We start from the raw sequence: 17,528 nt of genomic DNA, 5'->3' as shown, positions 1-17,528 counted from the left end.
ATGATCAATGTTCCTCTCGCTAAAGGCTATTAATGGCTAAACTCAAAGTCATGTTCAGTGAAAGTGGTCTTTAGGGGAGGGCATAATGACAACCCAGAACATTCAGCACTTTTTTCATCCTGAGTCCGGCAGCTTGAGTTATGTGGTGGCAGATTCGGACACTAATGAGGCGATAGTGATAGATCCCGTTGCTGATTACGATGAGGAAAACTGTAAGATCAGCTTTGAATCCGCGCAGCAGATTATTGAGCACGTTAAACAAAATCAACTTCATGTCACCGCGATTCTTGAGACACATATTCATGCTGATCATTTGTCGGGTTCGTTCTATCTGAGTAAAGTACTACAAGCGCCTATCTACATTTCTGATCATGTCAAAGAGGTATACGCTAGCTGCAAGGATGATCTGTCACTTACCGATCTTTATCATTTTGAGCACTTCCTGTTGGAAAATGAACAACTGGATTTTGGCCATTCACATATAGAAGTATTAGAAACTCCCGGCCATCCGCCATCTGATCTTACCTTTAAAATTGGTGATGCATTATTCGTGGGTGATTCACATCTTCATTCTGGAGAAGGGGATTTGGCTAAAGATAGCGACCCGACATTTGAGTCATTATCTAAGATATATGAACTCAAAGACTCGACCGAAGTGTACCTGTGTCATAACGAACCAAGCAGCCCAGATGAGTTGGTTTATAAGACGACACTTGGTGATGAGTTGCACGAACAGGGCTCTGTTCATCAGCCTAGCGGCAGAAACCCAAAGCTGCCGACCCCGAAACTGGTAAGCTCCGCGTTAGAATATAACCTTACTGCGATGAGGCCACATATGTAGATGGAATTACCCCCATCTTATTGACTTTATTGCGTATTAAAATTCATCACCAGATAACATTGATGTCATGAATGCTGTGTTAAATCGTCCGCGTGTTTAACTCGACAGGAACAACAATCATGACAAAAGGACTAATAACGTTTCGTTGGCTGCTACCGCTACTTTTCATCTTTGTCACCAGTGCGCAGGCCAGCAATAAGAAGGTATTGTTGGTTGGCATTGATGGCATGCAGTTCGACCATATCGCTAAATTACCGACCCCTGCTTTTGATCGTCTCCAGCTCACGAAAGCTTATGCCGGAGGCGTAAAAGGGCGATTTAGTGAACAGAAGACCAGTAGTGGCCCGGGTTGGACAACGATTCTTACTGGTGTTTGGGTCAACAAACACGGCATTTCGAGTAATAGTGTCGGCCCCGCTGATTCTGACTGGCCAAGTATCTTTCGTCAGATTCACAATGCCAATGACCAAGCTCAGATGTACTCATTTTCGACCTGGGGAACCATTAATACACTCTATTTCCCTGCAGATATGCCTCTGTTAGTGGCTCATTCTGAAGGGGGCGGCGACGATTACAGTGTAAATCGAACGCTGGAAGTCCTGGGCTCTCAAAACCCTGATTTTATCTTTGTTCACTTGGATGAGCCTGATGGTGCAGGTCATAGCCATGGCTGGGGTGACGAGTACGACAAATCAATTACAGACAGCGATGCTAGACTGGGTAAGCTGCTAGATGCGGTTGAGAAACGCCAGACTGAGAAAAACGAGGAGTGGCTGGTTCTGGTCACCACTGATCATGGCCGTAATGCTAGAACAGGCAGTGGCCATGGTAACCAAACCTCGAGTGAAAAGACCATTTTTATTGCTTCCAACCAACCTCTGCACAGCCGCTATCAGTCTTATATTTCCGTGGCGAACCAAGACTTTGACGGCCTGTATAACCTGCCAGCTCAAACCTTTATTGTGCCAACGATTTTAGAGTTTCTCGGTATCAAGCAAAACCGATTACGCCTTGATGGTTTTCCTCTTGTTGGTGATATAGAGGCGCAAAAAGTCTATGCCACGATTGAAAGTAAGCGTTGTGGTTTGGAGTGGGATGCAGACAAGGGCTCACCGATAGCGCTAGCCAGTTACGAGCATGTGGCAAAATTTGATTGTAATGGCTCAGCTGATCCTGTGCAGATAGAAGACGGTTACATCTATGCCAATATTTATGGCTCTTCCTGCGGATTGCAGTGGCATGCCGCCAAAGGTACGCCAAGCCCAATGGGCAGTAACGAGCATATAGCCAAGTTTGATTGCAGCAATGACGGCGACCCGTTGTCTATTAGTAGCAGCTACATTTACAGCCTGATTGAGAGCAAGCAGTGCGGTTTTGAATGGAATGCGAAAAGTGGTGTGCCGATGACGTTAGAGGGGTACGAGCATGTCGCTAAGTTTGATTGTGATGGTAACGCGGACCCACTTAGCTTTGAAGCAATGCGTTAACTTTGCAGTGTGACTATTTGGCCTGAAGCATTTACGCTCAGGCCAGTATTTATGGTATGGCTGAACTTAGCCTCCAGCGAGCGCGTTAGCTTCCAGAATCTTAATGAATTTGTTGACCGTTGGGGTGTAGACCGCTTCTCGCCGCGCTATCCACGATGACTGCCAGTAAATATTTGATTCTAGAGGAATCTCAGCTAACTGTTGTTCTTGAATCTCTCGGGAAAAGAGCAGTCTGGGACCCGCGGTGAGAAAGTCTGATGTTTTCACCAGAGATTTCGATGTGGTGTAGTTATCGCAGGTTATCTGGACGGAATCGCTGTTGAACTGGCTTGAGTGATAGCTTTTGAGTGTGTTGCCAGCATCAGGAGTAATCACTGGGTATTGTTTAAGCTTATCCCAATTGAGTTTCTTATCGCTAAACAATGGATGCTCTGGACGAGCGACAAACGCAATGGGCGCACCTTGCACAGGAGCTGAAATAAGCTCATTGGGTAAGTCATCAATGTTAAATGGTCCTACAGCGACATCGAGGTGACCATCCATTGTCATAGTGAGCAGTTCACTCGCATTCGCGGTTTTGAGTAACGTCTTGACCTGACTGGTTTGCTCGACAAAGTCCAATAAAAGTTTGGGAAAGTAAAGTTGCTCAATGAGAGGCCCAACACCGATATTCAGCTTACCGCCTTCTAGAGAGGCAAGCCGTTCAACGTGTCGGCACATTGAATCCAATTTAGCCTGCACCAACTGTCCGTTTTTTATCAGGTAGTTAGTCACATCAGTGGGCTGCATTCCTGAGCTATGACGGAAAAACAACTTTACGTTCAGTGTCTGTTCCAGTCGTGAAATACGCTTGCTCAAAGTTGGCTGCGACATATAAAGCTCGTCAGCAGCCTTGTTGATACTGCCCAATTCTGTCACTTTCTGTAGTAGCTTTATATCCGAAACATCAAGCATAGTTCTTCTCTTCAATTGTCGGCCACATAGCACATTAGGAAGTCAGTCAATGTGGGTCGATATCAGGTTTCATGGCTATTGATTGTATGCCACTGGTACAGTTTGGCTAATGAAGGATCTTTCTAACACCGACAAACTTTGTGCATAGCTCCAGTATAAACTTGGTTATTCCAAATTTTTGCAACGGATAAGAAAAATATTCAATTATTTTATTGCCGTTCTCTTCGTATAATTTGTGTAAATCAGATTGGAGGACAGAACTATGACAGCCGTAATGATAGACCACACACACTCTTCATTTGACAACCTAAGCCAGGTGCTTGACCTTCAGAAACAAGCATTTGCAGAAAATCCAATGCCAAATGTAGATGAGCGTATCACTAAGCTGAAGAAGCTGAACTACGCGGTGTTGGACTACAAAGATCAGCTTATTGAGGCTGTCAGCGCTGACTTCAGTAACCGTAGCTCGGCGGAAACCATGATGGTGGAGATTCTTGCTGCATTGGAAGGTATTGCATACAACAAAAAGCATTTACGCAAATGGATGAAAGCGCAAAAACGCCATGTGCCTCTTTCCCTTAAGCCGTCTCGGGTTGAAGTTAGATATCAACCACTTGGTGTGATTGGCATCGTTGTCCCTTGGAACTTCCCGATTTTTCTTGGTTTATCACCTCTTATCGGTGCTCTGGCGGCAGGCAATCGAGCCATGATCAAAACCTCAGAATTTGCTCCGAAGACGTCTACGGTAATGAAAGAGATGCTAGGTTCAATTTTTGATGAGAATGAAGTAGCAGTCGTGGAAGGCGATGTTGAAGTCAGCAGCGCGTTCACCAAATTACCCTTTGACCACCTAGTGTTTACGGGAGCAACCAGCGTGGGCAAATTGGTGATGAAGTCTGCGGCAGAGAACCTAACGCCTGTAACACTGGAGCTTGGAGGGAAGTCTCCCGCTATTATTCACGATAGCTACTCTGCCAAAGAAGCGGCGAAACGTCTCGCATTTGGTAAGGCGATTAATGCCGGTCAGGTGTGTGTGTCTCCTGACTATGTGTTCTGCCATCACTCTCAAGTGGAAGAGTTTTGCGAGGCATTCAATGAAGTGTTCTCCAGCCGCTATCCAAGCATGAAAAACAATCAGGACTACACCGCAATCATTAATGAACGCCAGCTACACCGACTTCAGCAGTATCTACAAGATGCAGAGGACAAAGGCGCAACATTAATTGAGATAAACCCTGCAAATGAAGACTTCTCGGGTACTCGAAAAATGCCAATGACGCTTGTGCTTAATCCAACTACCGACATGTTGGTGTTGCAGGAAGAGATATTTGGTCCGATTCTTCCGGTTATCACCTATTCGGATATGTCGGAAGTTACGGAGTACGTTCAAGCGGGCGAGAGACCACTAGCGCTGTACTACTTCGATAATGATCAGCGCCGGGCAAATCAGCTCCTTGATACGACTCATTCTGGCGGCGCTTGCATCAACGATTCTATGATTCATGTGATGGCAGATGATATTCCTTTTGGCGGCGTGGGTGCTTCAGGAATGGGCCACTACCACGGTAAAGAGGGTTTTCTGAATTTCAGCAAAGCAAAAGGCGTGGTGAAGAAAGGGAAAATCGATCTCGCGAGTATGATTGCTGCCCCATGGGACAATAAGATGTTTAATTTGTTGGTGAAATTCCGCTTATGGCGCTATAGCCGATGAACGGTGTGGTATTTAAAAAGGGGGACGCTTGTCCCCTTTTTATCCATTACTGTTTGAGTTCGCGCTCAACGTAATCGTAAATGTACTGCCTTGATTCGGTTCAGACACCAGTTGAATGTTGCCACCTAAGTTATCAACCATAGCGGCGGCCAGTGATAGGCCTAGCCCGTAACCTTCAATATTGCTGCGACTCGCATCAACGCGGTAGAGCCGCTCGAAAATCAAATCCTGATACTGTTTGTCGATACCAATACCTGTATCTGAGACAAGAATCTGAACGTGATGATCACTGGTTTTATCGGCTTTTAGAACAACTTTTCCGCCTGTTCCGGTGTATTTAATTGCATTATCGACCAAGTTCACCAGCGCCTGTGTGAGTTTTTCTGGGTCTGATTGAATGATGAGATTGTCATCAGCCATTGCCTGCAATTGAATCTGTTTGTCATCCGCCACGTCTTCATACCAGCTCACAACGGTTTTCAGCACCTCAGAGACATTGGTTGAGGTGCTTTGTTGCTGACGCTTACCGGTGACTTCATCGTTGAGCTTCATTAGAGCAGTAAGCATATTGCTGGCTTGCATGGCGTATTCAGCGCAATCAGATAAAGCGTGCTCCATGTGCTGAGTGTCTTTGTTGTCTAACAGTGCGGATTGTGAACTGAGCGTGATCCGTGACAAGGGGGTACGAATATCATGAGCAATAGCATCGACGGTCGTATTGAGTGTGGTTGTAACATGGTGCAGTCGGGCGATAGCGTCATGCACACTGGCACTGATGACGCTCAGCCCTTGCGGCGTGGCGGCTGGCTTGTCCGTCATCTCTAACTTGCCTTGGCTTAGCTTATCCAGAGAATCTCCGAGCGTAACCAGTGGTGACATCGCGCTGCGAATAATGCGGTGAGTGAACAAAGTAGTGATAGCAACCAACACAATTAAGGCGTACAAAGTCATCAGCCATTGTTTGTAGGCGATGGCGTAACGCGGTTGATTGTCGAGAACTAACCAAAAATCCAGCGTTTCTCCTTCAATCTTCAGCGACATATATGAGTTAATAATGAAAGCCGTAAACCAAGATTTATCGTCAGTAAGGTAATCATTGAGTAGGATGTCGGCTGGCAAGTTGCTGTCACCAGCGACAAAGTTGGGGCTGGCCGTAGGCTCTTTCGAAATAGAAAAAGCCGCGATATTGTTTTCAATCAGGCGATGCGGGTTTGCAGTCATGACGTGAATCAGTTGATCGGCTGAATCGTAGGTAAGAATACGCTGGTATTCAGTGGCCATTGAGTTGAGGATTTTCTTTTCGGTGCGGTATAAATCGAAGAAGAACATCACTCCAACCACTATTTCAACCAGTATCAGGCACAGCAATAAGATCGCCATAAACCGCATCAGTAGTGTGTTGCGTGCCTTAGCCAGTGCCTGCTCAATGTTGTGACTTGAGGACATAGCCAACCCCTCTGAGTGTATGAATTAATGGGGTATCAAAGCCTTTGTCCACTTTGCTGCGTAAACGACACACCAGTACATCCACCACATTGGTCTGCGGATCAAACTGATGGCCCCAGACATGCTCAAGAATGGCGGTTTTTGAAATGACGGTTTCAGGGTTTTCCAACATTAGTTTGATCAACATGAATTCTCGTTGATTGAGTTGAATCGAGGCGCCATTTCTTTCAAGTGAATGCTTTAGCAGATCCAGCGATAACTCGCTGTAGTTTAATTGATAACTTTGAGCAGGGTTCTGTTGACCTCGGCGAGCCAGTGACTGACAACGAGCCAGCAGTTCCGGAAAAGCGAACGGCTTCACCAGATAATCATCCGCACCCGATTGCAGCCCTTTAACTCTTTCATCTACAGAGTGTTTTGCGCTCAGGATGAGAACTGGTGTTACATGGCCTTCTCCTCTCAGTTGAGCCAAGACTTCAAAGCCGTCTTTTTGTGGCAGCATAATGTCGAGCACAATCACATCGTAAGATTCGCTGATGGCTTCATGCAATCCGTCAACGCCATTGGTGGCGTGCGTTATTGTACAGCCTTCCTGCTGGAAGCCATTGATAAGAAAGCGTGCTATGTGGGTGTCATCTTCAATCAAAAGTATTTTCATCAGCTGTCCATTTCCTCACTCTCCCTAAACAGTCCTTCATACTCTACCAACAACCTTTCATGAATTTAACCAACATTACAGCTTTGTAATGATTGGGAAAGTCTTCAGTAATAGAGCTTTAGTTAGGATGTATCTGTCGAATCAAACAAGGTCTACCTTACAGGAGTGAACATGAAAACAATCAAACTTAGCGTACTAGCAGCGTCTCTTGGCTTCCTTTCAATGTCTTTTAATGCGTCAGCCGCAGATAAAGGCCACACCGTATCAGTGACGCAAATTTCGTCTCAGTCCGCTTTCAGTCTGGCAAAAGAAGCTGTTAATCAATGTGAGGCGAAAGGCTACAAAGTATCAGCGACAGTGGTTGACCTATCGGGCAATGTACTGGCTCAACTTCGTTCAGACGACGCAGGCATCCACACCTTAGACAGTTCACGTAAGAAAGCCTTTACTGTGACCAGTATGAAACAGCCGTCAGGCAACCTGATGAAGCTGATCGCTGACAAGCCAATTATGCAGCCTTTGCAAAATATGGATGACAACTTGCTGTTCTTAGCGGGTGGTGTACCTGTTCAGCTTGATGGCAACCTAATCGGTGCCGTTGGTGTAGGTGGAGCACCGGGTGGTCACCTAGATGTGGAATGCGCCGATGCCGCAATCAAAAAAGTGTTCTAATTTGAGTTAACCACTGCCTTTGAGTGAACTCAATTCCCCGACCAGAGACACTGGTCGGGGTTTGTTTGTATCTGAAGGTTAAGCATGAATCTGTTGGATTTTAAACTGCTCACACTGATTGAACTGGGCAAATTCCGACAGCTCTTGTTCGAGGGCAGAGTGAAAGTCATCTCGCTTTCTCAGTGTGGGTTCGATATGTAAGCTTAGCGCCTGAAGTGTCGAGGTTGGCTTGTCTACTTTGCAATCAACACGAGCGACTAACTTTCCATCCCACATGACAGGTAGGCAGAAGTAACCAAACTGGCGTTTATCCGCTGGCACATAGCACTCAAGCAAGTAATCGAAGTTGAAAATCTTCTGAGCACGTTTTCTCTGGATCAGTAGATTATCAAACGGAGAGAGTATTTTGGCCTTCTGGCGATTGAGGCGCTTACCGAGCAAATCCAACGCGCCGTGGAACGTGTAATAGGTATGGCCGTCGACCTTAAAAGGGAAAATTTCACCTTGTTGGCACAATTGCTTCATCGTGTTGCTGACCAGCTGCTTAGTGTTTTTGAGTAGGTAATTGATTTCCGACAGATGACCAAAACCATGCGCTCTGAGGTAATTCATCACCAGATAACGCCCATATTCTTCATTGCTTGGCATTGAGGTATCTATTCCTGGCGGCAGGACTCGTTCTGTCAGGTCATACACTTTATGGAAGTTGCGCCTTTCAGTGATCATTAGATCACCTTGCATGTACAGATTCTCCAACGCCTGCTTCGTGGGTTTGGTTCCCCAGCCCTGCTTTTTGACGCCCGCAGACTCAAAGTCTTTTGCCATTAATGGCCCTTCGTGCTCAATTCGACTCATGATGTCATTCATCAACTGGTTGTCGCGGCGATACCAATGATTCTGGTCTCCGGATTTTATGGCCTGTTTACGTGGCAGAGTGAAGCGATAATCTCGCATGGGTAAATAAGCGGCAGCATGAGACCAGTATTCAAATACAGAACGATTTTTTACCAGCTTATCGAGGTGATTGGGTTGATACTTTGAATTGCGGCTCCACAAGGTGTGATGGTGGGCGCGTTGAACAACCGAGATAGTGTCGATTTGCACATAACCGATACGCTCAAATGTTGACAGCGTGTTCTGTAAGGCGCTGCCTGATTTCAGGCTTTGTGGCAAACCTTGAGAGAGTAGCGCGAGCTTTTGAGCCTGCGCAATTGAGAGTGTTTCCATACTGAAATGAATCCTGTATCTACCCCGTAAGGGTGTGAGTGCCTGTATAATTTGCAGTGTAAACTCGATACACCAGTGTAATGAAAACGCCTGAATTATTCGTTGGGAAAGATCGAATTATGAGGGAAAGAATAAAAAGCCCCAGCGTGATGCTAGGGCTGAATTAGGTTTATTCACCGAGTGCTTTTTTCGCCAAACGCGCGGCGGCGTGTTTATGTCGGTTGAGAAGTTGATGCAAGTCGACACCAATCACTTCACTATTGAGAACGCGCCAGTGACCCGCGACCATAACTCGGTCTGCTTGCTGTGCGCCACATAAGATCAGAGCGGCTAACGGATCGTGACTGCCAGAAAAACGGATGTCATCGAGCTTGAACATGGCAAGATCGGCTTGTTTGCCGACGGCCAGTTCTCCGATATCGCTGCGACCCATAGCTCGAGCAGAGCCTTGTGTTGCCCAGCGAAGGGCGTCGAAATGGGTGACATTGGCTGAGCCGTATTGCAATCGTTGCAAGTACATCGCCATACGAACTTCGGCAATCATGTTAGAGCCGTCGTTGGATGCCGAACCGTCGACACCTAAACCGACTTTGACGCCAGCGGCCTCCAAATCGTTGTTTTTGCAGATCCCCGATGCCAACATCATGTTCGATGTCGGACAATGGCTGATTCCAACACCTGCTTTGCCAAGACGGCGGATCTCTTCTTGATTGAAATGAATACCGTGTGCCAGCCAGGTTCTATCATTCAGCCAACCAACGTCTTCAAGGTAGTCGACGGGTCTCAGGCCGAATTTCTGCAGACAGAAATCTTCTTCGTCGAGTGTTTCACACAAATGCGTGTGCATCATGACGTTTTCCTGCGCAGCAATGTAGGCAGTTTCCTTCATCAGATCTGTGGTTACAGAGAAGGGCGAACACGGCGCGAGGGCGATTTGCGTCATGGCGCCATCGTGGTGCTGGTGGTATTGGCGAATCAAGCGTTGGCTGTCATCGACAATCGCTTGCTCGGTCTGAATGGTGTGACGAGGCGGAAGGCCACCTTCATCTTCGCCGAGGCTCATTGAACCGCGGGTAAAGATGGCTCGTACGCCGAGTTTTTGCGCCGCTTCAACCTGAAGATCAATCGCATGTTCGAGCCCATTCGGTAGCAGGTAGTGATGATCGGATGCCGTGGTGCAGCCAGATAACATCAGTTCTACCAGTGCCAGCTCAGTCGCGACACTCATCATCTCTTCGTCTAGATTCGCCCACACTGGGTACAGGCTTTGCAGCCAGTGGAACAATTCTTTGTTCAAGGCATCAGGATAGGCGCGAGTCAGAGTCTGGTAGAAGTGATGGTGGGCGTTGATTAAGCCGGGGGTCACCACATGGTGCGAGGCGTCGACGACGTAATCTATCTGATGAGACGGCGTCTCGTTTTTTGCGATAAGTTCGACAATCTTGTTTCCCTGCACCACCAAGCCGCCTTGCGCGTCTTGATGATTTGCAGTGTAAATTGCCAGTGGATTCTTAATCCAGATGGTTTCCATTCATAGTAATCCTTAGCCATCTCAGCCATTTCAGGGGAGAGGGTCTTGATCGATTTTAGGTTGAGTTATTGCCAGACTGGTCTGACGCTAAGTGTGTTTCGGTTGCTTCTAGAGAGGAGCAACCGAAACAGTTGTTATTCTTGCTGAGCTTTCAACGGGCTTTGTGCGTCTGGTGACTGCTCTTCTTTCTTAGACTGTGCTAGTTCTTCTTGCACTTGGTCGCGGCTCTCTTTGAGCGCATCGCGCTCTTCTCTGCGGCTTGATTTAGGTAGCAGTTGATGCAGAAGAACGGTTGCGATGGTACCTGTTGTGATACCTGAGTGTAGGAAGTTGGCTATATCATGGGGTAGGTGCTGTAGCAGACGCGGCTCAAACGTAACCGCCAAACCTGAAGCAAGACCAACACAAATCACCAGAGCGTTACGTTTGGTGTCCGCGGCGGTGATCAGCATACGAATCCCAGCATAAGCAATCATACCGAACATCACAAAACCGACGCCGCCTAATACCGGCTTTGGAATGGTGACGGCAATCGCAGCCAGTTTCGGGAAGAGTCCGCCTAGGATGAGCAAGCCACCGGTTGCAGCAACGACAAATCGGCTGGCAACGCCCGTAATGCCGACAATACCGACGTTTTGACTGAACGAGGCCAGTGGCATCGCGGTAAGAATTGCGGCAAGCGTGCTGCCGAGGCCATCACCCAGCAAGCCACGTTGTAAATCTTTACCTGATACTTGCTTGTTACAGTTACTGGCGAGCGCCATGAAGTCGCCTGTGGCTTCTGCAATCACGACAATGTAAACCAAACTCATACTGACAATGGCGCTGGCGTGAAAGCTTAAACCGTATTTAAGCGGTTCTGGGCCACCGACCCAAGCGGCGGTCGAGACGTCGTCCAGATTGACCATGCCCATGGAAAGGGCAGCGATATAACCGCCAGCCAGACCAATCACGATGGCGGACGCTGCCACGGCCCCTTTGCAGTAAACCGATACCGCGACCACAATGCCCAATGACACTATGGCGAGGAAAAGCTTGGGTAGTGTTGCGAAGTTTTCACTGGCGGCAGGTGCATCGCCGACCCAGTTCATTGCGACTGGCAATATGGTCAAACCGATCAAGGTGACGACCACGCCGCTGACCACGGTCGGGAAGAGCTTGCGTACCTTATCCATATAGAAGCTGGCGAGAATCACCACCAGTGAGCCGATTAACGCCGACCCCATGATGCTAGCCACACCACCTTCGCGGCCTATCGCAATGGCGACGCCAAGAAACGCAAAACTGGAGCCCATTACCACAGGTAAGCGAATACCAATCGGACCTAAGCCGAGACACTGCGCTATGGTGACAATACCTGAGGCGAGTAGGGCGGCATTAATCAGAGAAACAATTTCTTCGTTGGGAAGCCCAATAGAGGCGCCGACGATGAGAGGAACGGCAACAATGCCGCCGATAGACGCCAGCATATGCTGGAGTGCAAGGAGTAAAGTGATGCCATGAGGCGGTTTTTGGTCAAGCGTGTACAGAAGTTTCATTTGTTTTACCTCAGAGAGAGTTGGCGTAATTGGTTATCTCTCGTTGAGTGGGGAATGCTCCCACTAAACAGGTGACAGACTTCTACAAACTGCGTAGGGTCGATGGATTTTACGTGTAACAGTCTCGCCTGAGCAGAAGCTCAGGCGAGGTGGTGGAGATGAATTAGATGTAAATCAGCTTGGCAACGAAGATGACCGTCAGGATGTACATCGAGATAGAGACGTCTTTGGTTTTACCCGTGGCAACTTTGAGCACAGTGTAAGTGATGAAGCCTAACGCGATACCGTTAGCAATCGAGAAGGTCAGTGGCATCATCAGTGCTGTAATCGCAGCAGGAGCACCATTAGTGAAGTCTTTCCAGTCGACGTGCTGCATACTGCTCATCATCACAAAGGCTACATAAATCAGTGCGCCAGCGGTCGCGTACGATGGAATCATCCCCGCCAGAGGCGATAAGAATATTGCCGCGAGGAAAAGAACAGCAACCACAATGGCAGACAGACCTGTACGAGCGCCCGCAGCCACACCAGCGGCACTTTCAACATAGCTAGTCACCGGAGGACAACCTACACACGCACCTGCCACACTAGAGATACTGTCGGCTTTCAACGCTTTGCTTAGGCCTTCAATCTTACCTGTTTCCTTGTTGATCAAGTGTGCTCGCTCTGCCACGCCCATCAGGGTACCTGCAGTATCGAACATATTGACGAACAAGAAGGCTAGAATCACGCTCACCATTGAGATATTAAATGCGCCAGAAATGTCCATTGCCATAAAGGTTGGAGCAATACTTGGCGGTGCAGAGAAGAAGCCGTTGTAATGCACCAGCCCTAGCATCATGCCAATCAGAGTCACACTCAGAATGCCGATAAGAACAGCACCGAAGATTTTACGTTCGCTGAGCACAGCGATGATAAGGAATGCGATGGCAGCGAGCATGGCATCTGGCTTGGTGAAATCGCCTAGTGAGACCAAAGTTGCTGGGTTTTCGACGACAATGCCTGCGGTTTTAAGACCAATCAGACCAAGAAATAGTCCGACACCGGCTGTCATAGAGAAGCGCAAGCTTTCAGGAATACTTTCGATGATCCACTGACGAATCTTATAGAAGCTCATCCCGACAAACAGGATACCAGAGAGGAACACCGCACCTAGTGCCACTTCCCAGCTGTAACCCATTTCGCTGACAACGGTGAATGAGAAAAACGCGTTGAGGCCCATACCCGGTGCCAGACCGACAGGCCAGTTAGCAAACAGCCCCATTAACAGACAGCCGATGGCTGCACCGATACAGGTTGCGACAAAGACGGCGCCTGAATCCATTCCAGAAGCGGCCATGATCTGAGGGTTTACGAAAATGATGTACGCCATTGTGGCAAAGGTGGTGATGCCCCCAATCATTTCATTTTTGACACTGGTTCCATGTGCTTTCAGTTTGAAAAAGCGCTCCAAAAAGCCACTAGGTTGACCTTCGGTATTAAGCACTTCTGCTTTGCTTTCATTCATGTCAGCAAGTCCTTTTATTTTGGTGTTTCTTCAATTGAAGACCGCACTTCGCCCGGACGTCTCTGTCTCAGACGAACTTCAATTATCCCGATTGAATAGTTATATGACGCTGTTAGGTGACGCTTATCGTTATTGCGTTAACTGCCCCGATAAGTCGAGAAGCTATACGGTGAAACCAGTAGCGGCACGTGATAGTGCGCATCTTTCTCACCCAATCCAAAACGGATCACGACGTCATCGAGAAAGGCAATGTCGCCCAGGTCGACGTCTTTGTTGCGAAAATAATCGGCAACGTGAAAAACAAGCTGATACTTTCCAAGTTCAAAAGCTTCGCCTTCTAAAACAGGCGCGTCAGTGCGGCCATCAAAGTTAGTCGTGACGGTTTTAATCTTGGTTAGGTTGTCACCTTCCACTCGGAACAGTTCAACTTCGATGTCTGCACCTGGCAGGCCATGCATTGTATCCAATACGTGTGTGGTTAGTTTTCCCATAATTCCTGTTCGCGCGTCGCGCTCTCCTTAGCTTTGAGGTTATTTTAAATTGTATACAAAGTTGTTTTTAAACTTTGTTGGATACCTATATATGTACACAAAATATTCATATAGTAAAGCTCGTTGTTATAAAAATGTTACTAGTGGATAAATTGAAAAATGAATTATGTGAAGTGTAATTTCGTCTGTATTGAAGTGCATTTATTTGTAACTAATTGATTAATATGCTTATGTTGATAAAAAGTAACTTTAGCAACAAAATCTTTACATTAAGATATTTTATTGTATACAATGAATGTATGAAGTTGATGTGGCGTTACAATCGCGCCAAGCTTTTTAAGGAGAGCCTGAATGGATAAGGATTATTCACGAGATCTGGTTGGCTATGGGGCGAATCCTCCGCATCCCAAATGGCCGGGCGGTGCTCGTATCGCAGTGTCATTTGTATTGAATTATGAAGAAGGTGGTGAGCGTTGCCTTCTGCATGGAGATGACGAGTCCGAAGCCTTTCTATCTGAAATCCCAGCCGCTCAACCTATTAAGGGTGAGCGCCATATCAGCATGGAGTCTATCTATGAATACGGTAGTCGTGCTGGTGTGTGGCGTGTCTTACGCCTGTTTGACGAATACGAAATTCCACTCACCGTTTTTGCGGTGGCTATGGCGATTGAGCGACACCCTGACGTGGCAGAAGCCATGGTGCAAGCAGGCCATGAAATTTGTAGCCACGGTTATCGTTGGATTGATTATCAGTACATGGATGAGTCACAAGAGCGTGACCACATGGCAAAAGCGATTGAAATCATCAAAGAGATCACAGGTAGCAGACCACTCGGTTGGTATACCGGTCGCACTGGGCCAAATACCCGTCGTTTGGTGGCGGAAGAAGGCGGATTCTTATACGACTCCGATGCCTATGATGACGATTTGCCGTATTGGCACACTGAAGCGGGTCGTCCTCAGTTGGTGATTCCATACACTTTGGATGTTAATGACATGCGTTTTGCTACCGCTCAGGGGTTCAACTCTGGTGAGCAATTCTTCCAGTATCTGAAAGACACGTTTGACACTCTTTATGAAGAAGGGGAGTCCGCCCCAAAGATGATGTCGGTCGGATTGCATTGCCGCTTGATTGGTCGACCCGGTCGTCTTGCTTCACTCAAGCGTTTTCTCGATTACGTAAAACAACATGATGATGTGTGGCTATGTCGCCGCATTGATATTGCTCACCACTGGCATGAACACCACCCATACACACCAAAAAAGGAGAAGTAATATGTCCGAATTTCGTACCTGTAAACCATCGGAGATGGCTCGCGCGGAATTTGTCTCGCATTTTGGTGATGTGTATGAGCACAGTCCATGGGTCGCTGAAGCTGTATATGACAAAGGGCTGAGCGTCGACGATAACAAGATTGAACATCTGCATCAGCGTATGGCTGAAACTTTACTGGGTGCAGAGAAAGCACAGCAATTGGATTTAATTAACGCTCACCCGGATCTAGCCGGTCGTGCAGCCGTCAATGGGGAACTGACCGCCGCCTCGACTGCTGAACAAGCAGGGGCGGGCATTGATCAATGCTCTGCGGACGAGTTCGAGAAATTTACCACTTATAACAACAGCTACAAAAGTCGCTTCAACTTTCCCTTCATCATGGCAGTGAAAGGGGCCAATCGTTACCAAATTCTTGAGTCGTTCGAGATGCGATTAGGAAATGATAGTGAAACTGAGTTTGCTACTGCGATTCAGGAAATCAACAAGATTGCCTTGTTTCGCCTGCGAGATATGTAAGTCACTGAGCTGGCGACTATCCCGTAATAACGCTCTTTAGGAGCAGATAACTGACTCACTTAACCTATTTTTGATTAATTGGAAGGATGAAGGAAATGTCCTTAGATTTTGAACAATACATTAACCTTGCTGATGACAAACTGGGCGCACAAGCTATCTACGCGACCGATGATTTCTTTGCGGATAAAAGCCGCCTTTTACGCCGTGAAGCGCCGGAGTGGAAGGAAGGTGTTTATGACGACAATGGAAAATGGATGGATGGCTGGGAAAGCCGCCGTAAGCGTGGCGAAGGCTACGACTATTGTGTGATTCGTCTAGGCTTAGCTGGCACGATTGCAGGCGTTGATATCGATACCTCTTTCTTTACGGGTAACTTCCCACCATCGGCATCCATCGATGCGTGTTATTCACCTGATGGCGACCCAACGGATGCCTCTGAATGGCAAGAAATTCTGCCTTCAATGAGCTTGCAAGGCGACCATCATCACCTTGAGCAAATTGAAAGCGACGAAGTGTTCACTCACTTACGTCTTAACATCTATCCAGATGGCGGTGTTGCACGTCTTCGTGTTTACGGCCGACCAAGTGTGGATTGGGACCGCATTGATGCTCAGCAGAAAGTGGACTTAGCCGCTGTTGAAAATGGCGGTCGTGCGTTGGCATGTAGTGACGAGCACTACGGTAATAAATCAAACATTCTTGGCCCTGGCCGAGGTGAAAATATGGGTGATGGCTGGGAAACCGCACGTCGACGCACGCCGGGGAATGACTGGGTGATCGTTGCACTTGGGCACGCCGGTAATATCGAACGTGTTGTGGTGGATACAGCGCACTTTAAAGGCAACTTCCCAGACAGCTGCTCTATTCAGGCGGCCTACGTTAAAGGTGGCACAGATGATCAGGTGGCGACACAAAGCCTGTTCTGGCGTGAACTTTTGCCAGCACAGAAGCTCAAGGCACACGATATTCATGAGTTTGTCTCTGAAGTGAATGAACTGGGTGCTGTGACGCACGTTCGTCTGAATATCTTCCCGGATGGTGGTATTAGCCGCCTGCGTTTATTTGGAACTAAAGCGGAATAAGCGAGGGAAGCACAATGAGCAATGGAATTCGCCGATTAAAAATAGAGCCACTCACCAAAGAGTCGTTTGCAGAATTTGGAGACGTTATTGAAGTCGAAAACAGCGACTACTTTATGATCAATAACGGCTCAACCCGTCGTTACCACAAGCTGGCGAGCACAGACGTGCAAGATCAAGGTGGTGAAGCCATCATCAGTATCTTTCAGGCCACGCCGCTGAGTTACCCTCTAACGATAAAAATGCTGGAACGTCATCCGCTTGGCTCACAGGCCTTCGTTCCGTTGCTTGGGCGACCATATTTAATTGTTGTTGCACCAAAAGGAGATGACCCGCAGTTGTCGCAAAGCCGTGCCTTTATCAGCAATGGCCGACAAGGTGTCAATTACCACAAAGGTGTTTGGCACCATCCGGTGTTGGCGCTGACCGAGCGTGATCAGTTTTTGATCGTCGATCGAGGTGGTGAAGGGCATAACTGTGATGAAGTGTTTTTCGACACCGATTTGGTCTCTCTGCATCTGGAAGATATTCCAGGCAACAACAGCACGGATGAAGAGCAACGCATGGAACAAGCGTTGTAATGCTGGGACTGAC

At 47.6% G+C, this 17,528-nt stretch carries 16 protein-coding genes; 8 read left to right on the top strand and 8 right to left on the bottom strand.

What is annotated here, in order from left to right; all coding sequences use genetic code 11:
• The first annotated feature begins 85 nt into the window (after positions 1-85).
• On the top strand, positions 86-841 hold the full coding sequence (locus L1D31_RS03380) for an MBL fold metallo-hydrolase (RefSeq protein WP_239835665.1): 756 nt from the start codon (positions 86-88) through the stop codon (positions 839-841).
• A 119-nt stretch (positions 842-960) separates the two neighbouring features.
• Positions 961-2,328 carry an alkaline phosphatase family protein gene (locus tag L1D31_RS03375; RefSeq protein ID WP_239835664.1) on the top strand — a complete coding sequence of 456 codons (1,368 nt, stop codon included), beginning with the start codon at positions 961-963 and terminating at the stop codon, positions 2,326-2,328.
• 66 nt (positions 2,329-2,394) lie between these two features.
• Here L1D31_RS03375 and L1D31_RS03370 read toward each other — a convergent pair whose 3' ends face one another.
• Positions 2,395-3,282: a LysR family transcriptional regulator gene (locus L1D31_RS03370; RefSeq protein WP_239835663.1), complete on the bottom strand. Its 888-nt coding sequence runs from the start codon at positions 3,280-3,282 to the stop codon at positions 2,395-2,397.
• Between the two features lie 262 nt (positions 3,283-3,544).
• Between L1D31_RS03370 and L1D31_RS03365 the strand changes: the two genes are divergently transcribed.
• On the top strand, positions 3,545-4,993 hold the full coding sequence (locus L1D31_RS03365) for a coniferyl aldehyde dehydrogenase (protein ID WP_239835662.1): 1,449 nt from the start codon (positions 3,545-3,547) through the stop codon (positions 4,991-4,993).
• 39 nt (positions 4,994-5,032) lie between these two features.
• Here L1D31_RS03365 and L1D31_RS03360 read toward each other — a convergent pair whose 3' ends face one another.
• Both L1D31_RS03360 and L1D31_RS03355 read right to left on the bottom strand, forming a co-directional pair.
• Positions 5,033-6,439, bottom strand: a complete 1,407-nt coding sequence (locus L1D31_RS03360) for a HAMP domain-containing sensor histidine kinase (protein ID WP_239835661.1) — start codon at positions 6,437-6,439, stop codon at positions 5,033-5,035.
• Positions 6,417-7,097 (bottom strand): response regulator transcription factor, encoded by a 681-nt coding sequence (locus tag L1D31_RS03355; RefSeq protein ID WP_239835660.1) that lies wholly within the window; start codon positions 7,095-7,097, stop codon positions 6,417-6,419. Before L1D31_RS03355 ends, L1D31_RS03360 begins: the two co-directional genes overlap by 23 nt.
• A gap of 171 nt (positions 7,098-7,268) precedes the next feature.
• Here L1D31_RS03355 and L1D31_RS03350 point away from each other — a divergent pair, with 171 nt between their 5' ends.
• Positions 7,269-7,769, top strand: a complete 501-nt coding sequence (locus L1D31_RS03350) for a heme-binding protein (RefSeq protein WP_239835659.1) — start codon at positions 7,269-7,271, stop codon at positions 7,767-7,769.
• Positions 7,770-7,847: 78 nt separating this feature from the next.
• On the opposite strand, the gene L1D31_RS03345 is transcribed toward L1D31_RS03350, so the two are convergent.
• The 5 genes from L1D31_RS03345 to uraH all read right to left on the bottom strand — a co-directional run bounded on the left by L1D31_RS03345 (position 7,848) and on the right by uraH (position 14,063).
• A complete protein-coding gene (locus L1D31_RS03345; RefSeq protein WP_239835657.1) occupies positions 7,848-8,996 on the bottom strand; it encodes a crosslink repair DNA glycosylase YcaQ family protein in 1,149 nt (382 codons plus the stop codon).
• Positions 8,997-9,165: 169 nt separating this feature from the next.
• The gene (locus tag L1D31_RS03340; protein WP_239835656.1) at positions 9,166-10,527 is read right to left on the bottom strand and encodes an 8-oxoguanine deaminase; all 1,362 of its coding nucleotides are present in this window, start codon (positions 10,525-10,527) and stop codon (positions 9,166-9,168) included.
• Positions 10,528-10,661: 134 nt separating this feature from the next.
• Positions 10,662-12,065: a nucleobase:cation symporter-2 family protein gene (locus L1D31_RS03335; protein ID WP_239835655.1), complete on the bottom strand. Its 1,404-nt coding sequence runs from the start codon at positions 12,063-12,065 to the stop codon at positions 10,662-10,664.
• Positions 12,066-12,228: 163 nt separating this feature from the next.
• Entirely contained in the window at positions 12,229-13,572 is a 1,344-nt protein-coding gene (locus L1D31_RS03330; RefSeq protein ID WP_019274943.1) for an NCS2 family permease, read from the bottom strand.
• A gap of 137 nt (positions 13,573-13,709) precedes the next feature.
• Complete coding sequence (gene uraH, locus L1D31_RS03325) at positions 13,710-14,063, bottom strand: hydroxyisourate hydrolase (RefSeq protein ID WP_006961857.1); 354 nt, start codon at positions 14,061-14,063, stop codon at positions 13,710-13,712.
• 351 nt (positions 14,064-14,414) lie between these two features.
• On the opposite strand from uraH, the gene puuE reads away from it, so the two are divergent.
• From puuE to L1D31_RS03305, 4 genes are all read left to right on the top strand, one after another.
• Entirely contained in the window at positions 14,415-15,338 is a 924-nt protein-coding gene (gene puuE, locus L1D31_RS03320; protein WP_006961856.1) for an allantoinase PuuE, read from the top strand.
• Between the two features lies 1 nt (position 15,339).
• On the top strand, positions 15,340-15,855 hold the full coding sequence (uraD, locus tag L1D31_RS03315; protein WP_239835654.1) for a 2-oxo-4-hydroxy-4-carboxy-5-ureidoimidazoline decarboxylase: 516 nt from the start codon (positions 15,340-15,342) through the stop codon (positions 15,853-15,855).
• A gap of 95 nt (positions 15,856-15,950) precedes the next feature.
• Positions 15,951-16,937 carry an allantoicase gene (alc, locus tag L1D31_RS03310; RefSeq protein ID WP_239835653.1) on the top strand — a complete coding sequence of 329 codons (987 nt, stop codon included), beginning with the start codon at positions 15,951-15,953 and terminating at the stop codon, positions 16,935-16,937.
• A gap of 14 nt (positions 16,938-16,951) precedes the next feature.
• The gene (locus tag L1D31_RS03305; RefSeq protein WP_239835652.1) at positions 16,952-17,515 is read left to right on the top strand and encodes an ureidoglycolate lyase; all 564 of its coding nucleotides are present in this window, start codon (positions 16,952-16,954) and stop codon (positions 17,513-17,515) included.
• Positions 17,516-17,528 lie beyond the last annotated feature (13 nt).

The organism is Vibrio sp. Isolate23, from assembly GCF_022398095.1.
GTDB classification, from domain to species: Bacteria; Pseudomonadota; Gammaproteobacteria; order Enterobacterales; family Vibrionaceae; genus Vibrio; species Vibrio coralliilyticus_A.
Note: the sequence above shows the minus strand (reverse complement) of the source record. Positions and strands in the feature narration are given on the sequence as shown.